At 72.4% G+C, this 15,134-nt stretch carries 18 protein-coding genes; 9 read left to right on the plus strand and 9 right to left on the minus strand.

Going from position 1 to position 15,134, the window contains the following annotated elements:
* Positions 1–4: 4 nt before the first annotated feature.
* Positions 5–1,456, minus strand: a complete 1,452-nt coding sequence (locus IE140_RS30320) for an adenosylmethionine--8-amino-7-oxononanoate transaminase (protein WP_229826953.1) — start codon at positions 1,454–1,456, stop codon at positions 5–7.
* Positions 1,449–2,711, minus strand: coding sequence for a biotin synthase BioB (bioB, locus tag IE140_RS30325; RefSeq protein WP_150193595.1), 1,263 nt, complete (start codon positions 2,709–2,711; stop codon positions 1,449–1,451). The genes IE140_RS30320 and bioB overlap by 8 nt, the downstream gene beginning before the upstream one ends.
* A gap of 148 nt (positions 2,712–2,859) precedes the next feature.
* Here bioB and IE140_RS30330 point away from each other — a divergent pair, with 148 nt between their 5' ends.
* Positions 2,860–4,020, plus strand: a complete 1,161-nt coding sequence (locus tag IE140_RS30330; protein WP_150193594.1) for an 8-amino-7-oxononanoate synthase — start codon at positions 2,860–2,862, stop codon at positions 4,018–4,020.
* Here IE140_RS30330 and IE140_RS30335 read toward each other — a convergent pair.
* Positions 4,013–4,279 carry a DUF397 domain-containing protein gene (locus IE140_RS30335; RefSeq protein ID WP_093436934.1) on the minus strand — a complete coding sequence of 89 codons (267 nt, stop codon included), beginning with the start codon at positions 4,277–4,279 and terminating at the stop codon, positions 4,013–4,015. The two genes, IE140_RS30330 and IE140_RS30335, sit on opposite strands and share 8 nt — an antisense overlap.
* Before the next feature lie 10 nt (positions 4,280–4,289).
* Positions 4,290–5,156 carry a helix-turn-helix domain-containing protein gene (locus IE140_RS30340; RefSeq protein WP_032765684.1) on the minus strand — a complete coding sequence of 289 codons (867 nt, stop codon included), beginning with the start codon at positions 5,154–5,156 and terminating at the stop codon, positions 4,290–4,292.
* 236 nt (positions 5,157–5,392) lie between these two features.
* Here IE140_RS30340 and IE140_RS30345 point away from each other — a divergent pair, with 236 nt between their 5' ends.
* Complete coding sequence (locus IE140_RS30345) at positions 5,393–5,824, plus strand: ATP-binding protein (RefSeq protein ID WP_088576945.1); 432 nt, start codon at positions 5,393–5,395, stop codon at positions 5,822–5,824.
* Positions 5,825–5,906: 82 nt separating this feature from the next.
* Here IE140_RS30345 and IE140_RS30350 read toward each other — a convergent pair whose 3' ends face one another.
* Entirely contained in the window at positions 5,907–6,848 is a 942-nt protein-coding gene (locus IE140_RS30350; protein WP_150193593.1) for a LysR family transcriptional regulator, read from the minus strand.
* 74 nt (positions 6,849–6,922) lie between these two features.
* Here IE140_RS30350 and IE140_RS30355 point away from each other — a divergent pair, with 74 nt between their 5' ends.
* Positions 6,923–7,582, plus strand: coding sequence for a LysE family translocator (locus tag IE140_RS30355; RefSeq protein WP_150193592.1), 660 nt, complete (start codon positions 6,923–6,925; stop codon positions 7,580–7,582).
* Positions 7,583–7,722: 140 nt separating this feature from the next.
* On the opposite strand, the gene IE140_RS30360 is transcribed toward IE140_RS30355, so the two are convergent.
* The 3 genes from IE140_RS30360 to IE140_RS30370 all read right to left on the minus strand — a co-directional run bounded on the left by IE140_RS30360 (position 7,723) and on the right by IE140_RS30370 (position 9,715).
* Positions 7,723–8,196: a C40 family peptidase gene (locus IE140_RS30360; protein WP_030713942.1), complete on the minus strand. Its 474-nt coding sequence runs from the start codon at positions 8,194–8,196 to the stop codon at positions 7,723–7,725.
* 542 nt (positions 8,197–8,738) lie between these two features.
* The gene (locus tag IE140_RS30365) at positions 8,739–9,059 is read right to left on the minus strand and encodes a hypothetical protein (protein WP_150193591.1); all 321 of its coding nucleotides are present in this window, start codon (positions 9,057–9,059) and stop codon (positions 8,739–8,741) included.
* 50 nt (positions 9,060–9,109) lie between these two features.
* On the minus strand, positions 9,110–9,715 hold the full coding sequence (locus IE140_RS30370) for an ATP-dependent Clp protease proteolytic subunit (protein WP_150193590.1): 606 nt from the start codon (positions 9,713–9,715) through the stop codon (positions 9,110–9,112).
* Positions 9,716–9,807: 92 nt separating this feature from the next.
* Between IE140_RS30370 and IE140_RS30375 the strand changes: the two genes are divergently transcribed.
* Positions 9,808–10,116 carry a type II toxin-antitoxin system Phd/YefM family antitoxin gene (locus IE140_RS30375; RefSeq protein ID WP_093436924.1) on the plus strand — a complete coding sequence of 103 codons (309 nt, stop codon included), beginning with the start codon at positions 9,808–9,810 and terminating at the stop codon, positions 10,114–10,116.
* Positions 10,117–10,229: 113 nt separating this feature from the next.
* Here the strand turns inward: IE140_RS30375 and IE140_RS30380 are convergent, their stop codons facing one another.
* Positions 10,230–11,207, minus strand: a complete 978-nt coding sequence (locus IE140_RS30380; protein ID WP_150193589.1) for an ABC transporter permease — start codon at positions 11,205–11,207, stop codon at positions 10,230–10,232.
* Between the two features lie 136 nt (positions 11,208–11,343).
* On the opposite strand from IE140_RS30380, the gene IE140_RS30385 reads away from it, so the two are divergent.
* The 5 genes from IE140_RS30385 to IE140_RS30405 all read left to right on the plus strand — a co-directional run bounded on the left by IE140_RS30385 (position 11,344) and on the right by IE140_RS30405 (position 15,122).
* Complete coding sequence (locus IE140_RS30385; RefSeq protein ID WP_150193588.1) at positions 11,344–11,964, plus strand: TetR/AcrR family transcriptional regulator; 621 nt, start codon at positions 11,344–11,346, stop codon at positions 11,962–11,964.
* Between the two features lie 138 nt (positions 11,965–12,102).
* Complete coding sequence (locus IE140_RS30390; protein WP_010070010.1) at positions 12,103–12,405, plus strand: urease subunit gamma; 303 nt, start codon at positions 12,103–12,105, stop codon at positions 12,403–12,405.
* A 13-nt stretch (positions 12,406–12,418) separates the two neighbouring features.
* Entirely contained in the window at positions 12,419–12,730 is a 312-nt protein-coding gene (locus tag IE140_RS30395) for an urease subunit beta (RefSeq protein ID WP_150193607.1), read from the plus strand.
* Positions 12,723–14,444, plus strand: a complete 1,722-nt coding sequence (locus IE140_RS30400) for an urease subunit alpha (protein ID WP_093436916.1) — start codon at positions 12,723–12,725, stop codon at positions 14,442–14,444. Before IE140_RS30395 ends, IE140_RS30400 begins: the two co-directional genes overlap by 8 nt.
* 15 nt (positions 14,445–14,459) lie before the next feature.
* The gene (locus tag IE140_RS30405) at positions 14,460–15,122 is read left to right on the plus strand and encodes an urease accessory protein UreF (RefSeq protein ID WP_032778602.1); all 663 of its coding nucleotides are present in this window, start codon (positions 14,460–14,462) and stop codon (positions 15,120–15,122) included.
* The last annotated feature ends 12 nt before the right edge of the window (positions 15,123–15,134 follow it).

Below are 15,134 nucleotides of genomic sequence, written 5' to 3' on the forward strand. Positions count from 1 at the left end.
CGCTTCAGCCCTCCCGTGCCGCGGCGCACACGGCCCGGCAGATCCGGGCCACGTCCTCGTCGCCCGTGACGTACGGCGGCATCGTGTAGACGAGATCGCGGAACGGCCGCAGCCATACGCCCTCGCGCACGGCCGCACGGGTCGCCGCCGCCATGTCCACCTCGTGGTCGAGCTGGACGACCCCGATCGCCCCGAGGACCCGTACGTCCACGACACCCGCGAGGTCCGCGGCGGGAGCGAGCCCGGAGCGCAGCCCCGCGCCGATCCGCGCCACCTCGCCCTCCCAGTCCTGCCCCAGCAGCAGGTCCACCGAGGCCGAGGCCACCGAGGCGGCCAGCGGATTGCCCATGAACGTCGGCCCGTGCGCCAGCACCGGCACCTCGCCGCTGGAGATGCCCTCGGCCACCCGGGTGGTGCACAGCGTCGCCGCCATCGTGAGGTAGCCGCCGGTCAGCGCCTTGCCGACGCACATGACGTCCGGCGAGATCCCGGCGTGACCGGCGGCGAACAGCTTGCCCGTACGCCCGAAACCGGTCGCGATCTCGTCGAGGACCAGCAGGACGTCGTGCTCGTCGCAGGCCTCGCGCAGCACCCGCAGATAGGCGGGGGAGTGGAACCGCATCCCGCCGGCCCCCTGCACCACCGGCTCCACGATGACCGCCGCGAGCTCGTGGGCGTGCGCCGCGATCAGCTCCCGCAGATGCGTGACGTATCCGGAATCCGGCTCCGCGTCGAAACCGTCCGGCGGGGCGTCGGCGAAGACCTGCCGGGGCAGAGCACCCGACCACAACTGGTGCATCCCGCCCTCCGGGTCGCACACCGCCATCGGCTGCCAGGTGTCCCCGTGGTAGCCCCCGCGCCAGGTCAGCAGCCGCCGCTTGGCCGGACGGCCCGCCGAACGCCAGAACTGCAGGCACATCTTGACCGCGACCTCGACCGACACGGAACCGGAGTCGGCCAGGAAGACGTGCTGGAGCGGCTCCGGGGTGATCTCCACCAGCCGGGTCGCCAGCCGGACGGCGGGCTCGTGCGTGAGCCCGCCGAACATCACATGGCTCATCCGGTCCAGCTGACCGCGCGCGGCCTCGTTGAGGACCGGGTGGTTGTAGCCGTGCACCGCCGACCACCAGGACGACATGCCGTCGACCAACTCGCGCTGCCCCTCGACGGGTTCGGCGAGCCGGAGCCGTACCCCGGTGGCCGACTCCACGATCAGCGGCTCCTGGCGGCCGGGCATCGGACCGTACGGATGCCAGACGTGCGCCCTGTCGAGCGCCCGCAGTTCGTCGGGGGCGTACGGCTTCGGCGCGGCGGATCCGGAATGCGCGCCGGGCCCGGAGTACGCGGCGGATCCGGAGTGTGCGGCGGGCCCGGATTGTGCGGCGGGCCCGGACTGTGCGGCGGGCCCGGACTGTGCGCCCGGCCGGGGGAGCGCGGGGGCGTACGGCTCAGGCATTGGGGGCGAGATCCGTCCCCGCACCGCGCCGGCGCACCGCCACCAGGTCCGTACGCGGCGCGCCGTTCGCCTCCGAACGCGCGGCCGGAGCATCCGCGTCCGCCTCGGCGACCGCCACCGGATCCTGCTCCCCGTGACCACCGCACGGTCCGCAGCCGCCACCGCCCCCGTGCGAACCGCAGCCCGCGGACTCCTGCGTTCCGCATCCGGCCGGCTCCTCCGGCGTACCGCAGCCGCCGACCGGTGCGTCGGCCCGGTGGCGCGGCAGCGTGGTCGTGCCCGCGCCCTCCACCTCGAAACCGGCGTCCGCGATCATGTCCAGGTCGGCCTGGCCGGCCTGGCCCTCGCTCGTCAGGTAGTCGCCCAGGAAGATCGAGTTGACCAGGTGCAGCGCCAGCGGCTGCATCGAGCGCAGGTGCACCTCACGGCCGCCCGCGAGCCGCACCTCGACGTCCGGGCAGACGAACCGGACCATCGCCAGAATGCGCAGGCAGCGCTGCGGGGTGAGGTTCCACTCCTTGGCGAGCGGCGTGCCCTCGAACGGGATCAGGAAGTTCACCGGCACCGAGTCCGGGTCCAGATCGCGCAGCGCGAACACCACGTCGACCAGGTCCTTGTCGCTCTCGCCCATCCCGGCGATCAGCCCGGAACACGCCGAGAGCCCGGCGGCCTGGGCCTGCTGCACGGTCTCCACCCGGTCCGCGTAGGTGTGGGTGGTGGTGATCGCCCCGTACGTCTCCTCGGACGTGTTGAGGTTGTGGTTGTACGCGTCGGCGCCCGCCGTCCGCAGCCGGTCGGCCTGGCCGTCGGAGAGCAGACCGAGGCAGGCGCAGACCTCGATGCCCTCGTTCTCCTCCTTGATGGCCTCGATGGTCTTGGTCACCCGGTCCACGTCCCGGTCCGTGGGGCCGCGTCCGCTCGCCACCAGACAGACCCGCTTCGCGCCGCCCGCCACCCCGGCGGCGGCGGCCTTGGACGCCTCCTCCGGCTTCAGCCAGGTGTACTTGAGGATTCCGGCCTTCGAGCCGAGCCGCTGCGAGCAGTACGAGCAGTCCTCGGGGCAGAGCCCGGACTTCAGGTTGACCAGATAGTTGAGCTTGACGCGCCGCCCGAACCACTGACGGCGCACCTTCCCGGCGGCGGCCACCACGTCGAGCAGTTCGTCGTCGGAGGTCGCCAGTACGGCGAGCGCTTCTTCGCGGGTCGGCAGTTCGCGCCGCAGCCCCTTGTCCACCAGCGTGTTCAGCAGGTCCATGAGAGATGATCCTGACGTACGGCACCGCCTCCAGCCAAGGAGGAACCAGACAGGAGACCCGGGCGCGGGTGTGTGTATTGCCACACCCTGACCTGCTGCGCACCCGGCTAGGGTCTGTGGGCTGCCTACAAAGACAGGGACCCGCCCCATGTCCTTCGCCCCGTTCGACTGGATCGACGCCGAGGCCCGCCGCCGGGCCGCCGCCGGACTCGTACGCACACTTCGTCCGCGCGACGCCGAGCCGGAGCTGCTGGACCTCGCGAGCAACGACTACCTGGGCCTCACCCGGCACCCGGAGGTCACCGCCGCCGCGGCCGCCGCCGCCCACCGCTGGGGAGCGGGCGCGACCGGATCCCGGCTGGTCACGGGCTCCACCGCCCTGCACGCCGAACTCGAACGGGAGCTGGCCGCGTTCTGCGGTTTCGAGGCGGCCCTCGTGCTCTCCTCCGGGTACGCGGCCAACCTCGCAGCGCTGACGGCGCTGTCCGGGCGCGACTCCCTCATCGTCTCCGACGCGGGCAACCACGCCTCGATCGTGGACGGCTGCCGGCTCTCCCGCGCCGAGACCGCCGTCGCCCCCCACGCCGACCCGGAAGCGGTCGCCAAGGCGTTCGGGGCGCATGACGGCCGGGCCCTCGCCGTCACCGACTCGGTCTTCTCCGTCGACGGCGACGCCGCGCCCCTCCCGGCCCTGGCCGAGGTCTGCCGCTCGGCGAACGCCGCCCTGCTGGTCGACGACGCCCACGGCCTCGGCGTCCTGGGCGAGGGCGGACGAGGAGCGCTCGCGGCGGCCGGACTGGCGGGCGGCGACGGGGTCGTGGCCACGCTCACCCTGTCCAAGTCGCTGGGCAGCCAGGGCGGCGCGGTTCTGGGGCCCGCCCGGGTCATCGACCACCTGGTCAACACGGCCCGGACGTTCATCTTCGACACCGGACTCGCCCCGGCGGCCGTCGGCGGCGCGCTCGGCGCCCTCGGAGTGCTGCGCCGGGAGCCCGAACGAGCCGCCCGCGCCCGCGACGTGGCCACCGCGCTGTACACGCGGCTCACCGCCGCCGGGCTGGAGGCGGTGAGGCCCGACGCGGCCGTCGTCTCCGTCCGGGCGCCGTCGGCGGACGCGGCGGTGCGCTGGGCGGCCGACTGCCGCACGGCCGGAATGGCGGTGGGCTGCTTCCGCCCGCCGTCGGTTCCGGACGGCATCTCCCGGCTGCGGCTGACCGCGCGCGCCGACCTGACCGAGGAACAGATCACGGCCGCGGTGGCCACTATCGCCGCCACCGCTCCCCGGCAGACGGACGCCGACGTCAGCTGACGTGCCGTGGACGGGCTCCGTCCGGCCCGAGCCCGTCCACGAAGGCGGTCCAGGCAGCCGCCGAGAACCGCAGCGGCCCCCGGTCCACGTCCTTCGAGTCGCGTACGGCGAGGAGCGCTTCGCGAAGCCGCGCGGTCTCCACGCAGTTGTTCATCCCGGTCGACCGGCTGCTGCGCCGCCACCGGAGGGCGGGCGGCGCCGAGGACGGCGGTGGCATCGATGGCGGCGGTGCGTCGGGCAGTGCGCGTCGTTCTGACATGGCGGCCCCCTCAGCTGCGTCTGAAGCTACGTCCGATCTCGGTGATGAGGTCCAGCGAGCGTTCGGGCGACAGCGCGTGTGCCTGCAAGGTACGGAAGGCCGAGCCGTACGCCTCAAGGTCTTCTCTCCGCTCCAGATAGAGGCTACTCGTCAAGTGGTCAAGAACGACCACATCCAGATCGGAAATGTTCGGAAAGGAGAAGATGACGAAAGGGCCGGTGAGTCCGACGTATCCGCCCACCGAGAACGGCAGCAACTGCATTTGTACGTGCGGCAGTTGAGCAACCTGGGTCAGATGCTCCAGCTGGTCCCGCATCACTTCGGGCCCGCCCACCTCGCGATGGAGCACCGCCTCGTCCAGCACCGCCGTGAACCGCAGCGGCGGGCTCGCACGCAGGACCCGCTGGCGGGTCAGCCGGACCTCGACCAGCGAGTCGAGTCGGCCGTCCGGTAACCCGTCCAGCGAGGCGCGGGTCACGGCACGGGCGTACCCCGCGGTCTGGAGCAGCCCCGGCACCACCGAGGTCTCCAGCGTCCGGACCGTACTGGCCTGCGACTCCAGGCTGATGAAGTCGCGGTACTGCGGCGGGATCAGCCCCCGGTAGGCGTGCCACCAGCCCGAACCGCCGCCGCCCGCCGACCCCGCGAGGACTTCGAGCAGGGAACGCAACTGCGGGTCGCGCACCGCGTAGACGTCCAGCAGCCGCGATACGTCCGCGGGGGTCACCCCGCTCGCACCGGTCTCGATGCGGCTCACCTTCGACTGGTGCCAGCCGAGCAGCCGTGCCACCTCCCGGCTGGTCATCCCGGAGGTGTGGCGCAGGCTCCGCAGCTCCTCGCCGAGCTTGCGCCGCCGGACCACGGGGCCGTGCAGCATGCCGGTCTCCTTCCGCTGTCAGGAGGGGCCGAGCCGTCGCCGGGACCGGCCCGCAGAGGGGCCAGTGTGCCGTCCGTCCACGCCGTACGGGTCCCGAATTCACCGCTTCGAGCGACAGATATATGCATATCTTGGCCGAACCTCGTTACAGGGAGCTGCATCAATGGCAATCTGGCGCGAAGCACAATCCCGGCCGACCACCGCTCGGCCCGGGGCGGGAAAGGGGCGGTGTCGCCATGGCGGACCATCAGGAAGCAACCGTCACTCTGCCGAGCGATCCGGTCTCGGTCTCCGCGGCCCGCAGACATGTCGCCAGGACCCTGGCCGAATGGGGCCTGCCCGACGACAGCGAGTTCGCCGACACCATCCGGCTGATCGTCTCCGAGCTGGCCACCAACGCCGTGCAGCACACGTTCGGCCAGTCGCCCACCTTCACCGTGGACCTGCGTCTCGAACGCGACGAGGAGCTGTATCTCGGCGTCACGGACAGTCACCCCCGGTGGCCCCAGAAACTGCCCGCCGCCGTACGGCAGGACAACGGCCGGGGCATGGTCATCATCCGGATGCTGGCCAAGGAGCGCGGCGGTCGGCTCCAGGTCACGCCGACCGCAGAGGGCGGCAAGACGGTCTGGATCGCGCTGCCTTGGGTCGTCGCGGTCCAGAGCTGACGTCGCGGCCGGACCCCGATGGGCCGACCGGCCGGAGCGGACCCGGAGCTGACCGGCCGACGCCCCGGCCGTTCGGCGCGGGTCAGCCCGCCGGGGCCCGGTTCGTCCCCGGGGCCGTGCCCCCGCGGCCGAAGCCGCTGCGCAGCAGCGCGAGCAGCGTCGCGGCGGCCGCGCTCGACCGGTCGCCCCGGTGCGCCACCGAGATCGTCCGGCGGAACGACGCCGGCTCCAGCCGCCGGACGGACAGCGGGGCCGCCGCCATCGACGCGACCATCTCCGGCACCACCGCCACGCCGAGCCCCGCGCTGACCAGCGCGCACACCAGCGCGTACCCGGGCGATTCGCATACCACCGCGGGCGTCGCCCCCACCTCCGCGAGCGCGTCCTCGACCCCGCGCCGGGGCGGATGGGTCGGCGCGCTGCTGATCAACGGCCGCCCCGCCAGCTCGGCGACCGGCAGCCGCCCGGTGCCCTCGGCGAGCCGGTGCCCCACCGAGGTGACCAGCACCAGCTCCTCCACCAGGAGGGGGTCGACGAACACACCCGTCGGCGGCGGCCCGACCGCTCCCGGTTCATAGGCACGGGTCAGGGCGAGGTCCACCTCGCCCGCGGCAACGGCGGCGATCCCGCTGGGTGGTTCCTGGTCGGCGACGGCCAGCTCCACCTCGGGGTGGGCCCGCCGGAAGGCGCTCAGGACGGGCGGCAGCAGATGGATCCCGGCCGTCGTGAACGTCCCCACCCGCAGCCGGCCGCCCGAGAGCCCGGCCAGCTGCGCCAGCTCGTGCCGCGCCTGGTCCAGTTCGTCCAGTACCCGCCGGGCCCGGCCCGCCAGCAGCTCGCCCGCCGCCGTCAGCCGCGCCCCGCGATGGTGGCGTACCAGCAGCGCCGCCCCCGCCTCCCGCTCCAGCTTGGCCAGCTGCTGCGAGAGCGCCGGGGCGGTGTAGCCGAGGCGGGCGGCGGCCCGGGTGATCGATCCGGCCTCCGCGACGGCCACGAGCGCCGCGAGCCGTGTCGGGTCGTACATGAAAGCGTTCCTTTAGGCAGACCCAGAAGATTGCAAGTACACGCTAAAGGCTCCGCGGGTCCAGGGTGGACCTCATGGACGCACAACTGATGGCCTTCACCGGGGTCGCCGCCGGTATGGTCGCGCTGCCAGGCGCCGACTTCACCGTCGTCGTCCGCAACGCCCTGGCCTCGCGCACCGCGGGCCTGGCCTCGGCGGTCGGCGTCGCCGGGGGACTGCTCGTGCACACCGCGCTCGCGGTCGCCGGACTCGCCGCGGTGCTGGTGACGATGCCCGTGCTCTTCCGCACGGTCCAACTGCTCGGCGGCGCGTACGTCCTCTACCTCGGGCTCAGCACGCTGTACGCGATCCGCCGCCGCCCCGCGCGGGACGGATCCGGTCCGCCATCCGGTACGCCGGACGGCGAGCCGGAGCGGCCCGCGCCCAGGGAGTTCGGACGTGCGCTGCGCCAGGGGTTCCTGACCAACGCGCTCAACCCGAAGGCCCCGGTCCTCTTCCTCAGCCTGCTGCCGCAGTTCGTGCCCGACGGTCAGCCGCCGCTGCCCCGGACCCTGTTGCTCGCGGCCCTGGTCGTGGTGCTGGCGCTGATCTGGTTCCCGGCCGTCGCCCTGCTCGTGGACCGGCTGGGCCGGTGGCTGCGCCGCCCGCGTACCGCCCGCGCCATCGAGGGCGGCAGCGGGGTGGCGCTCACCGGTCTGGGACTCGCCCTGGTCACCGGCCCGCTGCTGCGCTGAGACCGGTCACCGCGCGGCCGGGGCGGTGCCCACAAAGAAACGCGGCAGGGGCGGTGCCCGCAAGAAAACGCGGCAGAGACGGTGCCGCGAGGAAACGCGGCAGGGGAGGTGCCACAAGGAAAGAGCGTCCGGTCGGTGGGTCAGCGGACCCGTCCGTACCAGACGCTCTTGGACCAGATTTTCGCCAGTCGCACCACGTCCCCCGATTTGGGGGAATGCCAGATCTTCCCGGCCCCGGCGTAGATGCCCACGTGGTAGACGCTGCGCCCCGAATGGAAGAAGACGAGGTCGCCGCGTTTGCGCTGCGACTTCGCGATATGGCGGGTCTTGTTGTACTGCTGCTGTGCCGTGCGGGGGAGCTTCTTGCCGGCCTTCTTGAACGAGTAGAGCGTCAGCCCCGAGCAGTCGAAGCGGCTGGGGCCCGCCGCTCCGTACTTGTAGGGAGCCCCCTTCTTCGACGCGGCGACCTTCAGGGCCTTCGTCGAGTGGGCGGTGGCGGCCTCGGCGTCGCTCACCAGACCGGGCGCCAGCATCGAGGACGTCACGGCCAGGGTGAGCGCCGAAGCCGTACCGACCCGGGCGAACAGAGACGGGACATGAACCTGCGCAGACATGCGCAACCCTTCGTCAGCCGCCTGTGAAGGATGACCTGTCGGGTTCGGGCTGGCGAAGTCGCCCGGCCGCGTCGCGGCTTCACCCCGAGGGCTTCCCGGTCTCCCGGTCGGCCCGTTGTGCTCGGGTCCTCCACTCCTGCCGATCCACTTCTGTCGACCAGTCATCCGGGCGGCGGCAGGACTCGGCGTCCGCCCGGACCGCCCCGCCGCGGCGGCGGGGGCTTGTCGTCCCAGGGATCTTGACGCACTCCGTGCCGGATTTCCGAGCTGAAACGGCGATTTGTGAGTCTCCTCACCACTGATCCATTCAGGTGGACAGGCCGGATTCGCGCTCGCCGACGAGCCGGGCGCACCCCCCTCGCACCAGGGACGAAAGGCTGCATTTCGAGTACGTGCCGTGCTGCGGGCGCAAGTTGAGCCGTCGCTCGTGCGGGTGATCGCCTACGCCGAACGAGCGAGAAGAATTGATCGGGGGATCGGGCGTGTCGTGCGACGGGTCGACCGGTCCGCTCCCGTAAGGCGCTCCGGGCGCGCGGGGCGAGTCAGTTCACCGGCGGCCGGTCCGTCGGCGGAGGCATCGCCACCCGGCTGGCCCGGCGCTCCCCGTCCAGGACGCGCAGGGCCCGGGCCAGGGTGGCGGCGTGCAGCCGTGACTCGCCGCGCTCGTGCATCAGCGCCAGGGCGTCGCGCAGGGCCGCCGCCCCGGAGGTCAGGGCCTGGGCGGCCCGAAGTGCGCTGTAGGTGTCGCCGCCGTGGGCCGGGTTGATCCGGCCCACCTGGTCGAGCACGGCCAGATAGCGGTCGACGAACTCGCCCTCGGCGCGGGTCAGCGCGGGCAGGGGTGGGAACTCGGGTGGCTCCATCGGCGTTTCACCTCGCGTCGTACGGCGCCGGTCGTGGCGGCCGGGGTGAGTCAGCGGTTCTCCACGACGTGGTCGACCAACCCGTGGGCGAGGGCGGCCTTCGCGTCGAGGATGGTGTCGCGCTCGATGTCGGCGGTGATCTGCTCCGCGGTCCGGCCCGTGTGCCGGACCAGCATGGCCGCGAACATCTCGCGGGTGCGCACCAGTTCGTGCGCGTGGATCTCCAGGTCGGACGGCTGGCCCCGCATCGGCTCCTCCAGCGCGGGCTGCTGAATGACTACCCGCGCGCCGGGCAGTGCATGTCGCCGCCCCTTCGCCCCGGCCGCCAGCAGGGCCGCCGCGTAGGAGCCGGCCTGCCCGAGGCAGAAGGTCTCCACCTCGCAGGTCAGGAACTGCATCGTGTCGTAGACCGCCGCCATCGCCTGGAACGAACCGCCGGGGGAGTTGATGTACAGCGACAGGGGCCGGTCCGGATCTGCGTGTTCCAGATACATGAGCTGGGCGATGAGGTCGCTCGCCGCGGTGTCGTCGATCGGGCTCCCGAGGAAGACGATCCGCTCGGACAGCAGCTTGGAGTACGGGTCCTGCGTCCGGGTCCCGGTCGCGGTGCGCTCGGTGAACTCGGGAAGGACGTAGCGGGCGGCGGGGCGGGGCATGGCGTGCCTCTCTCCTGGAGCTGACCATCCGTCTGGGCGTCCGGCCATCCGTAAAAAATGTACAGGACGTACAGAAGGTTATGATGGTGACTATGGCCTACGAGATTCCGGTGACGCAAGCACGGGCGGAGCTCGCCGAACTGATCAACCGCGTCGTCTACGGCGGTGAACGGGTCGTGGTGACCCGGCACGGCAAGCCGCTCATCGCCCTGGTTTCCGCCGCTGACCTGCAACGACTCGAAGCGGAGGAGTCCGCAGCCGAGGAGCAGGTGATCAGCTCGGTCTCCTCGATCGGCTCCGCGCCCTCCGCTCAGGGCGAACGGCGCAGGTTCGGCATCGCCGCCGAGCACCGCCCCCACGGCGGCGATGGTGACGGCAACGGCAACGGCCGGAACGGCTGACGCTCCGACCGGACCGGACCAGTCCGTGACCGCGACCCCGACCCACGACAGCGCGAAGCCGGGTGCCCCTCCCTGAGGAGGGGCACCCGGCTCGGCGCGTCCGGACCCGGTGCTCAGCCGGTCAGGGCGGGCTCGGCGGGCGCCGGCTCGACGGGCTTCGGCGTCCGCCGGGCGAGCAGCACCGCCGCCAGTCCGAGGGCCGACCACAGCGAGAGCGTCAGAAGGGGCCCGCCCGCCGCGCTCCCGTCGAAGAAGGCGACCGAGCGGAGCAGGGAACCGCCCGCGCCCGGCGGCAGCCACTGGCCGATCGCCCCGACGGGCTCGGGCAGCAACTGCGGCGCGCTGGTGACACCGGAGAAGGAGTTGCCCAGCAGCACCATCAGTAGGGCACCGAGCCCGATACCGCGCGGCCCGAACAGGGCGGCGAGCCCCGCCACCGCCGATCCGATGGCCAGCACGGTGAGTGCGAGCACTCCCGCCTCCGTCCACCAGTCGCCCGTGACCACGCCGAGCCAGCTGTGCGTCACGGCCGCGGCGGCGAGCCCCACCAGTGCGGATGCCGCCAGCAGGGTCAACGCGCCGCGCGCTCCGCGCAGCCCCATGAGGGTGACGACGGCTCCGGCCGCCATTCCCGCCAGGGCCAGGGGCAGGACGCTCGCGCCGAGCGCACTGCCGCGCGGGTCCCCGGCGGGTGCGGCGACCACATCGGTGACCTCGACCCGCGTGCCCTCCGGGGCGGACGCGGTCACGGCCTCGCGCAGCAGCTGGGAGACGACCGGGCTCGCCGCCGACGCGGTGAGCAGGTGCGGCCCCTGCGGGGTGGCGACGACCGCTCCGTATACGACCCGGTCCTCGATCGCGGCCCGGGCGGCGGCCTCGTCGGTGTAACGGTGCACCTCGAAGGCGCCGTCGCGCTGCTCGAACCGCTGCTCCAGTTGCTCGGCGGCCGGCGCCGCGCCCGCCACGCCGACCGGGAGGTCGCGCGGCGCGATCCGGGCGGCGGGCCAGGCGAAGGCCCACAGGGCGAGGGTCACCATCAGGGGGATCAGCAGGATCACCGCTACCGCGCGGCGGTTGGGTGCGGCGGACATGAGGGCCTCGATTCGTGCGACGGGAAGGCGACGAGCGGGAGATCAAAAAGAAGGATCGTTCGTTTTACGGTCGATTCCCACTGTCGGCACGCCTCGTTCGATTGTCAAGAAGGAACGTTCGTTTTAGATTGATGTCATGGCCCGCGTATCCCAGGAACACCTCGACGCCCGCCGCCGTCAGATCCTCGACGGCGCGGCGCGCTGCTTCGCCCGCAACGGATTCCACGGCACGTCCATGCAGGACGTCCTCAAGGAAGTGGGCCTGTCCGCCGGAGCGGTCTACCGCTACTTCCCCGGCAAGGAGGACATCATCGCGGCCATCACCGAGGAGACCTTCGGCGTCATTCGCGGCTCCTTCGAGGAGGCCTCCCGCATGTCGCCGCCGCCCACCCCGGACGTGCTGCTCGGCCGGGCGCTCGGCGGCGTGCTCGGAGGCCAGGTGTACGGGCTGCAGCGTCGTACGTTCGCCGCGCTCGTGGTCCAGCTCTGGTCCGAGACGCTGCGCAACGAACGCCTCGCCACCCTCCTCGGCGAGGGGTACGCCTCCATGCGCCTCGCCTGGGGGAAGCTCGTCGACGCCTACCGCTCCGCCGGGATCCTGGAGGGTGACGTGTCCGACGAGGACGTGGCGCGCACGATGATCGCGGTGGCGCAGGGCTTCCTCGTCCAGGAGGCGCTCTTCGGGGACGTGCGCCCCGAGGTGGTGGAGAAGGGGTTGCGCGGGCTGATGTCCATCACCCCGCAAAAGATCAGTTAACGCAATGGAAAAACTTCCGCCCTAACGTGCAATGCCTGGTCGCGAGGCCGTCGTTCCCGTTCAACGAGTTGTTGAACGGGGATAGGGTCCCGCTGCGTCCGGAGCCAGGAACCGGGCGGAAGACGATGAGGTGGAAGCGTGCAACTGACCCCGCACGAGCAGGAGCGTCTGCTCATCCATGTGGCCGCCGACGTGGCCGAGAAGCGCCGGGCGCGCGGGCTGAAGCTCAACCACCCCGAGGCCGTCGCCCTGATCACGGCCCACCTCCTGGAAGGCGCCCGGGACGGCCGTACCGTCGCCGAACTCATGGCGTCGGGGCGGAAGCTGCTCACCCGCGACGACGTGATGGAAGGCATCCCCGAGATGCTCCACGACGTCCAGGTCGAGGCCACCTTCCCCGACGGCACGAAGCTCGTCACCGTCCACGACCCGATCGTCTGACGGGGGCGTGTCGATGATTCCCGGAGAGATCCTGTACGGGGACGGGGACATCCCCGTCAACGAGGGGCGACCGGTCACCCGCCTCACCGTCCTCAACGCCGCCGACCGCCCCGTCCAGGTCGGCTCCCACTATCACTTCGCCGAGGCCAATCCCGGGCTGCACTTCGCCCGCGCCGCCGCCCACGGCCTGCGGCTGAACATCGCCGCCGGTACGGCGGTCCGCTTCGAACCCGGCATCCCCGCCGACGTCGAACTCGTCCCCCTCGCCGGCCGCCGCGTGGTCCCCGGTCTGCGCGGCGAAACCGGAGGTGCCCTCGATGCCTGACCTCAAGCGGGCGGTGTACGCCGACCTGTTCGGGCCCACCACCGGCGACCGGATCCGGCTCGCCGACACCGATCTGCTCGTCGAGATCGAGGAGGACCGCTCCGGCGGCCCCGGAAACGCGGGCGACGAGGCGGTGTTCGGCGGCGGCAAGGTGATCCGCGAGTCCATGGGCCAGGCCCGCACCACCCGGGCCGAGGGCGCGCCCGACACCGTCATCACCGGGGCCGTCGTCATCGACCACTGGGGCATCGTCAAGGCCGACATCGGCATCCGGGACGGCCGCATCACCGGCATCGGCAAGGCCGGGAACCCGGACACCATGGACGGCGTCCACCCCGACCTGGTGATCGGCCCCGAGACCGAGGTCATCGCGGGCAATGGAAAACTGCTCACGGCCGGGGCGGTCGACGCCCACGTCCACTTCATCTCGCCCACCCTCGTCGACCAAGCGCTCTCCAGCGGCATCACCACCCTCGTCGGCGGCGGCACAGGCCCCGCCGAAGGCACCAAGGCCACCACCGTCACCCCCGGCCCCTGGCACCTGGCCCGGATGTTCGAGGCGCTGGAGACCTTCCCCGTCAACATCGGACTGCTCGGCAAGGGCAACACGATGTCGCAGGACGCCATGTACTCCCAACTGCGCGGCGGGGCCCTGGGATTCAAGATCCATGAGGACTGGGGCGCCACGCCCGCAGTGATCGACGCCTGCCTCACCGTCTGCGAGCGGACCGGTGCGCAGCTCGCCATCCACACGGACACCCTCAACGAGGCCGGGTTCGTCGCCGACACCCTCGCCGCCATCGCAGGCCGGACGATCCACGCGTACCACACCGAGGGGGCGGGCGGCGGGCACGCGCCCGACATCATCAGCGTGGTCTCCGAACCGTACGTCCTGCCCAGCTCGACCAACCCCACCCGGCCGCACACCGTCAACACCATCGAGGAACACCTCGACATGCTGATGGTCTGCCACCACCTCAACCCCGCCGTCCCCGAGGACCTGGCGTTCGCCGAGTCCCGGATCCGGCCCTCCACCATTGCGGCCGAGGACATCCTCCACGACCTCGGCGCCATCTCGATCATCTCCTCGGACTCCCAGGCCATGGGGCGGATCGGCGAGGTGATCCTGCGGACCTGGCAGACCGCCCATGTGATGAAGAAGCGGCGCGGAGCCCTGCCCGGGGACGGCCGTGCCGACAACCACCGGGTCCGTCGCTATGTCGCCAAATACACCATCAATCCGGCCGTGGCCCAGGGCATGGGCGGCGAGATCGGCTCCGTGGAGACCGGCAAGCTCGCCGACCTCGTGCTCTGGGACCCGGCGTTCTTCGGCGTGAAGCCGCAGACCGTCATCAAGGGAGGCCAGATCGCGTACGCGCAGATGGGCGACGCCAACGCCTCCATCCCGACGCCCCAGCCGGTCATGCCCCGCCCGATGTTCGGCGCACTGGGCCGGGCGGCCGCGCGCGGCTCCCTCAACTTCGTCTCCGCGGCCGCCATCGAGGACGGGCTGCCCGAACGGCTCGCCCTGGAGAAGCGGTTCACACCGATCACCAGCACCCGGGGGGTCACCAAGGCGGACATGCGGGAGAACGACGCCGTGCCCCGCGTCGAGGTCGATCCCGACAGCTTCGCCGTCACCATCGACGGCGATCCGGTCGAGCCGGCCCCGGCGGCGGAACTGCCCATGGCCCAGCGCTACTTCCTCTTCTGAGGGACGGCCGCCGCCATGTCACGCGCAGCTCTCCTCGTCCTCGCCGACGGCCGGTTCCCCGCCGGAGGCCACGCCCACTCCGGTGGCGCTGAACCGGCCGTCGCCGAGGGCCGCGTCCGCGACGCCGACTCCCTCGCCGCCTTCTGCCGGGGCCGTCTGCACACCGCGGGCCTCACCGCCGCCGCCCTCGCCGCGGCGGCGGCCCACGGCCTCGACCCGCTCGCCCTCGACGAGGCCGCCGACGCCCGGACGCCCTCGCCCGCGCTGCGGGCCACCGCCCGCAAGCTGGGCCGGCAGATGATGCGGGCGGCCCGCGCCACCTGGCCGAGCCCCGAACTGGACGCGCTCGCCCGGGCCCGGCCGCGCGGCGCCCACCAGCCCGTCGTCCTCGGGCTCACCGCGCGGTCGGCGGGCCTCGGCCCCGAGGACGCGGCCCACTGTGTCGCGTACGAGACCGTCAGCGGGCCCGCCACCGCCGTCGTCCGGCTCCTCTCCCTCGACCCCTTCCACGCCACCGCCGTCCTGGCCCGGCTCGCCCCGGACCTGGACCGGGTCGCGGAACAGGCCGCCGAGGCGGCCCGGCAGGGCATCGACGCCCTGCCCGCCGCCTCGGCCCCGCTCCTCGACATCACCGCCGAGGCGCACGCCGCCTGGCCGGTCCGCCTGTTCGCCTCGTAACCACCCGCTCGA

Origin of the sequence: Streptomyces parvus (assembly GCF_014648875.1) — a bacterium.
GTDB lineage: Bacteria > Actinomycetota > Actinomycetes > Streptomycetales > Streptomycetaceae > Streptomyces > Streptomyces parvus.

What these genes read in the sequence shown, in the direction of transcription:
- IE140_RS30320 (WP_229826953.1), bottom strand. Translation starts at nt 1,456, where the DNA reads ATGCCTGAGCCGTACGCCCCCGCGCTCCCCCGGCCGGGCGCACAGTCC.
- bioB (WP_150193595.1), bottom strand. Translation starts at nt 2,711, where the DNA reads ATGGACCTGCTGAACACGCTGGTGGACAAGGGGCTGCGGCGCGAACTG.
- IE140_RS30330 (WP_150193594.1), top strand. Translation starts at nt 2,860, where the DNA reads ATGTCCTTCGCCCCGTTCGACTGGATCGACGCCGAGGCCCGCCGCCGG.
- IE140_RS30335 (WP_093436934.1), bottom strand. Translation starts at nt 4,279, where the DNA reads ATGTCAGAACGACGCGCACTGCCCGACGCACCGCCGCCATCGATGCCA.
- IE140_RS30340 (WP_032765684.1), bottom strand. Translation starts at nt 5,156, where the DNA reads ATGCTGCACGGCCCCGTGGTCCGGCGGCGCAAGCTCGGCGAGGAGCTG.
- IE140_RS30345 (WP_088576945.1), top strand. Translation starts at nt 5,393, where the DNA reads ATGGCGGACCATCAGGAAGCAACCGTCACTCTGCCGAGCGATCCGGTC.
- IE140_RS30350 (WP_150193593.1), bottom strand. Translation starts at nt 6,848, where the DNA reads ATGTACGACCCGACACGGCTCGCGGCGCTCGTGGCCGTCGCGGAGGCC.
- IE140_RS30355 (WP_150193592.1), top strand. Translation starts at nt 6,923, where the DNA reads ATGGACGCACAACTGATGGCCTTCACCGGGGTCGCCGCCGGTATGGTC.
- IE140_RS30360 (WP_030713942.1), bottom strand. Translation starts at nt 8,196, where the DNA reads ATGTCTGCGCAGGTTCATGTCCCGTCTCTGTTCGCCCGGGTCGGTACG.
- IE140_RS30365 (WP_150193591.1), bottom strand. Translation starts at nt 9,059, where the DNA reads ATGGAGCCACCCGAGTTCCCACCCCTGCCCGCGCTGACCCGCGCCGAG.
- IE140_RS30370 (WP_150193590.1), bottom strand. Translation starts at nt 9,715, where the DNA reads ATGCCCCGCCCCGCCGCCCGCTACGTCCTTCCCGAGTTCACCGAGCGC.
- IE140_RS30375 (WP_093436924.1), top strand. Translation starts at nt 9,808, where the DNA reads ATGGCCTACGAGATTCCGGTGACGCAAGCACGGGCGGAGCTCGCCGAA.
- IE140_RS30380 (WP_150193589.1), bottom strand. Translation starts at nt 11,207, where the DNA reads ATGTCCGCCGCACCCAACCGCCGCGCGGTAGCGGTGATCCTGCTGATC.
- IE140_RS30385 (WP_150193588.1), top strand. Translation starts at nt 11,344, where the DNA reads ATGGCCCGCGTATCCCAGGAACACCTCGACGCCCGCCGCCGTCAGATC.
- IE140_RS30395 (WP_150193607.1), top strand. Translation starts at nt 12,419, where the DNA reads ATGATTCCCGGAGAGATCCTGTACGGGGACGGGGACATCCCCGTCAAC.
- IE140_RS30400 (WP_093436916.1), top strand. Translation starts at nt 12,723, where the DNA reads ATGCCTGACCTCAAGCGGGCGGTGTACGCCGACCTGTTCGGGCCCACC.
- IE140_RS30405 (WP_032778602.1), top strand. Translation starts at nt 14,460, where the DNA reads ATGTCACGCGCAGCTCTCCTCGTCCTCGCCGACGGCCGGTTCCCCGCC.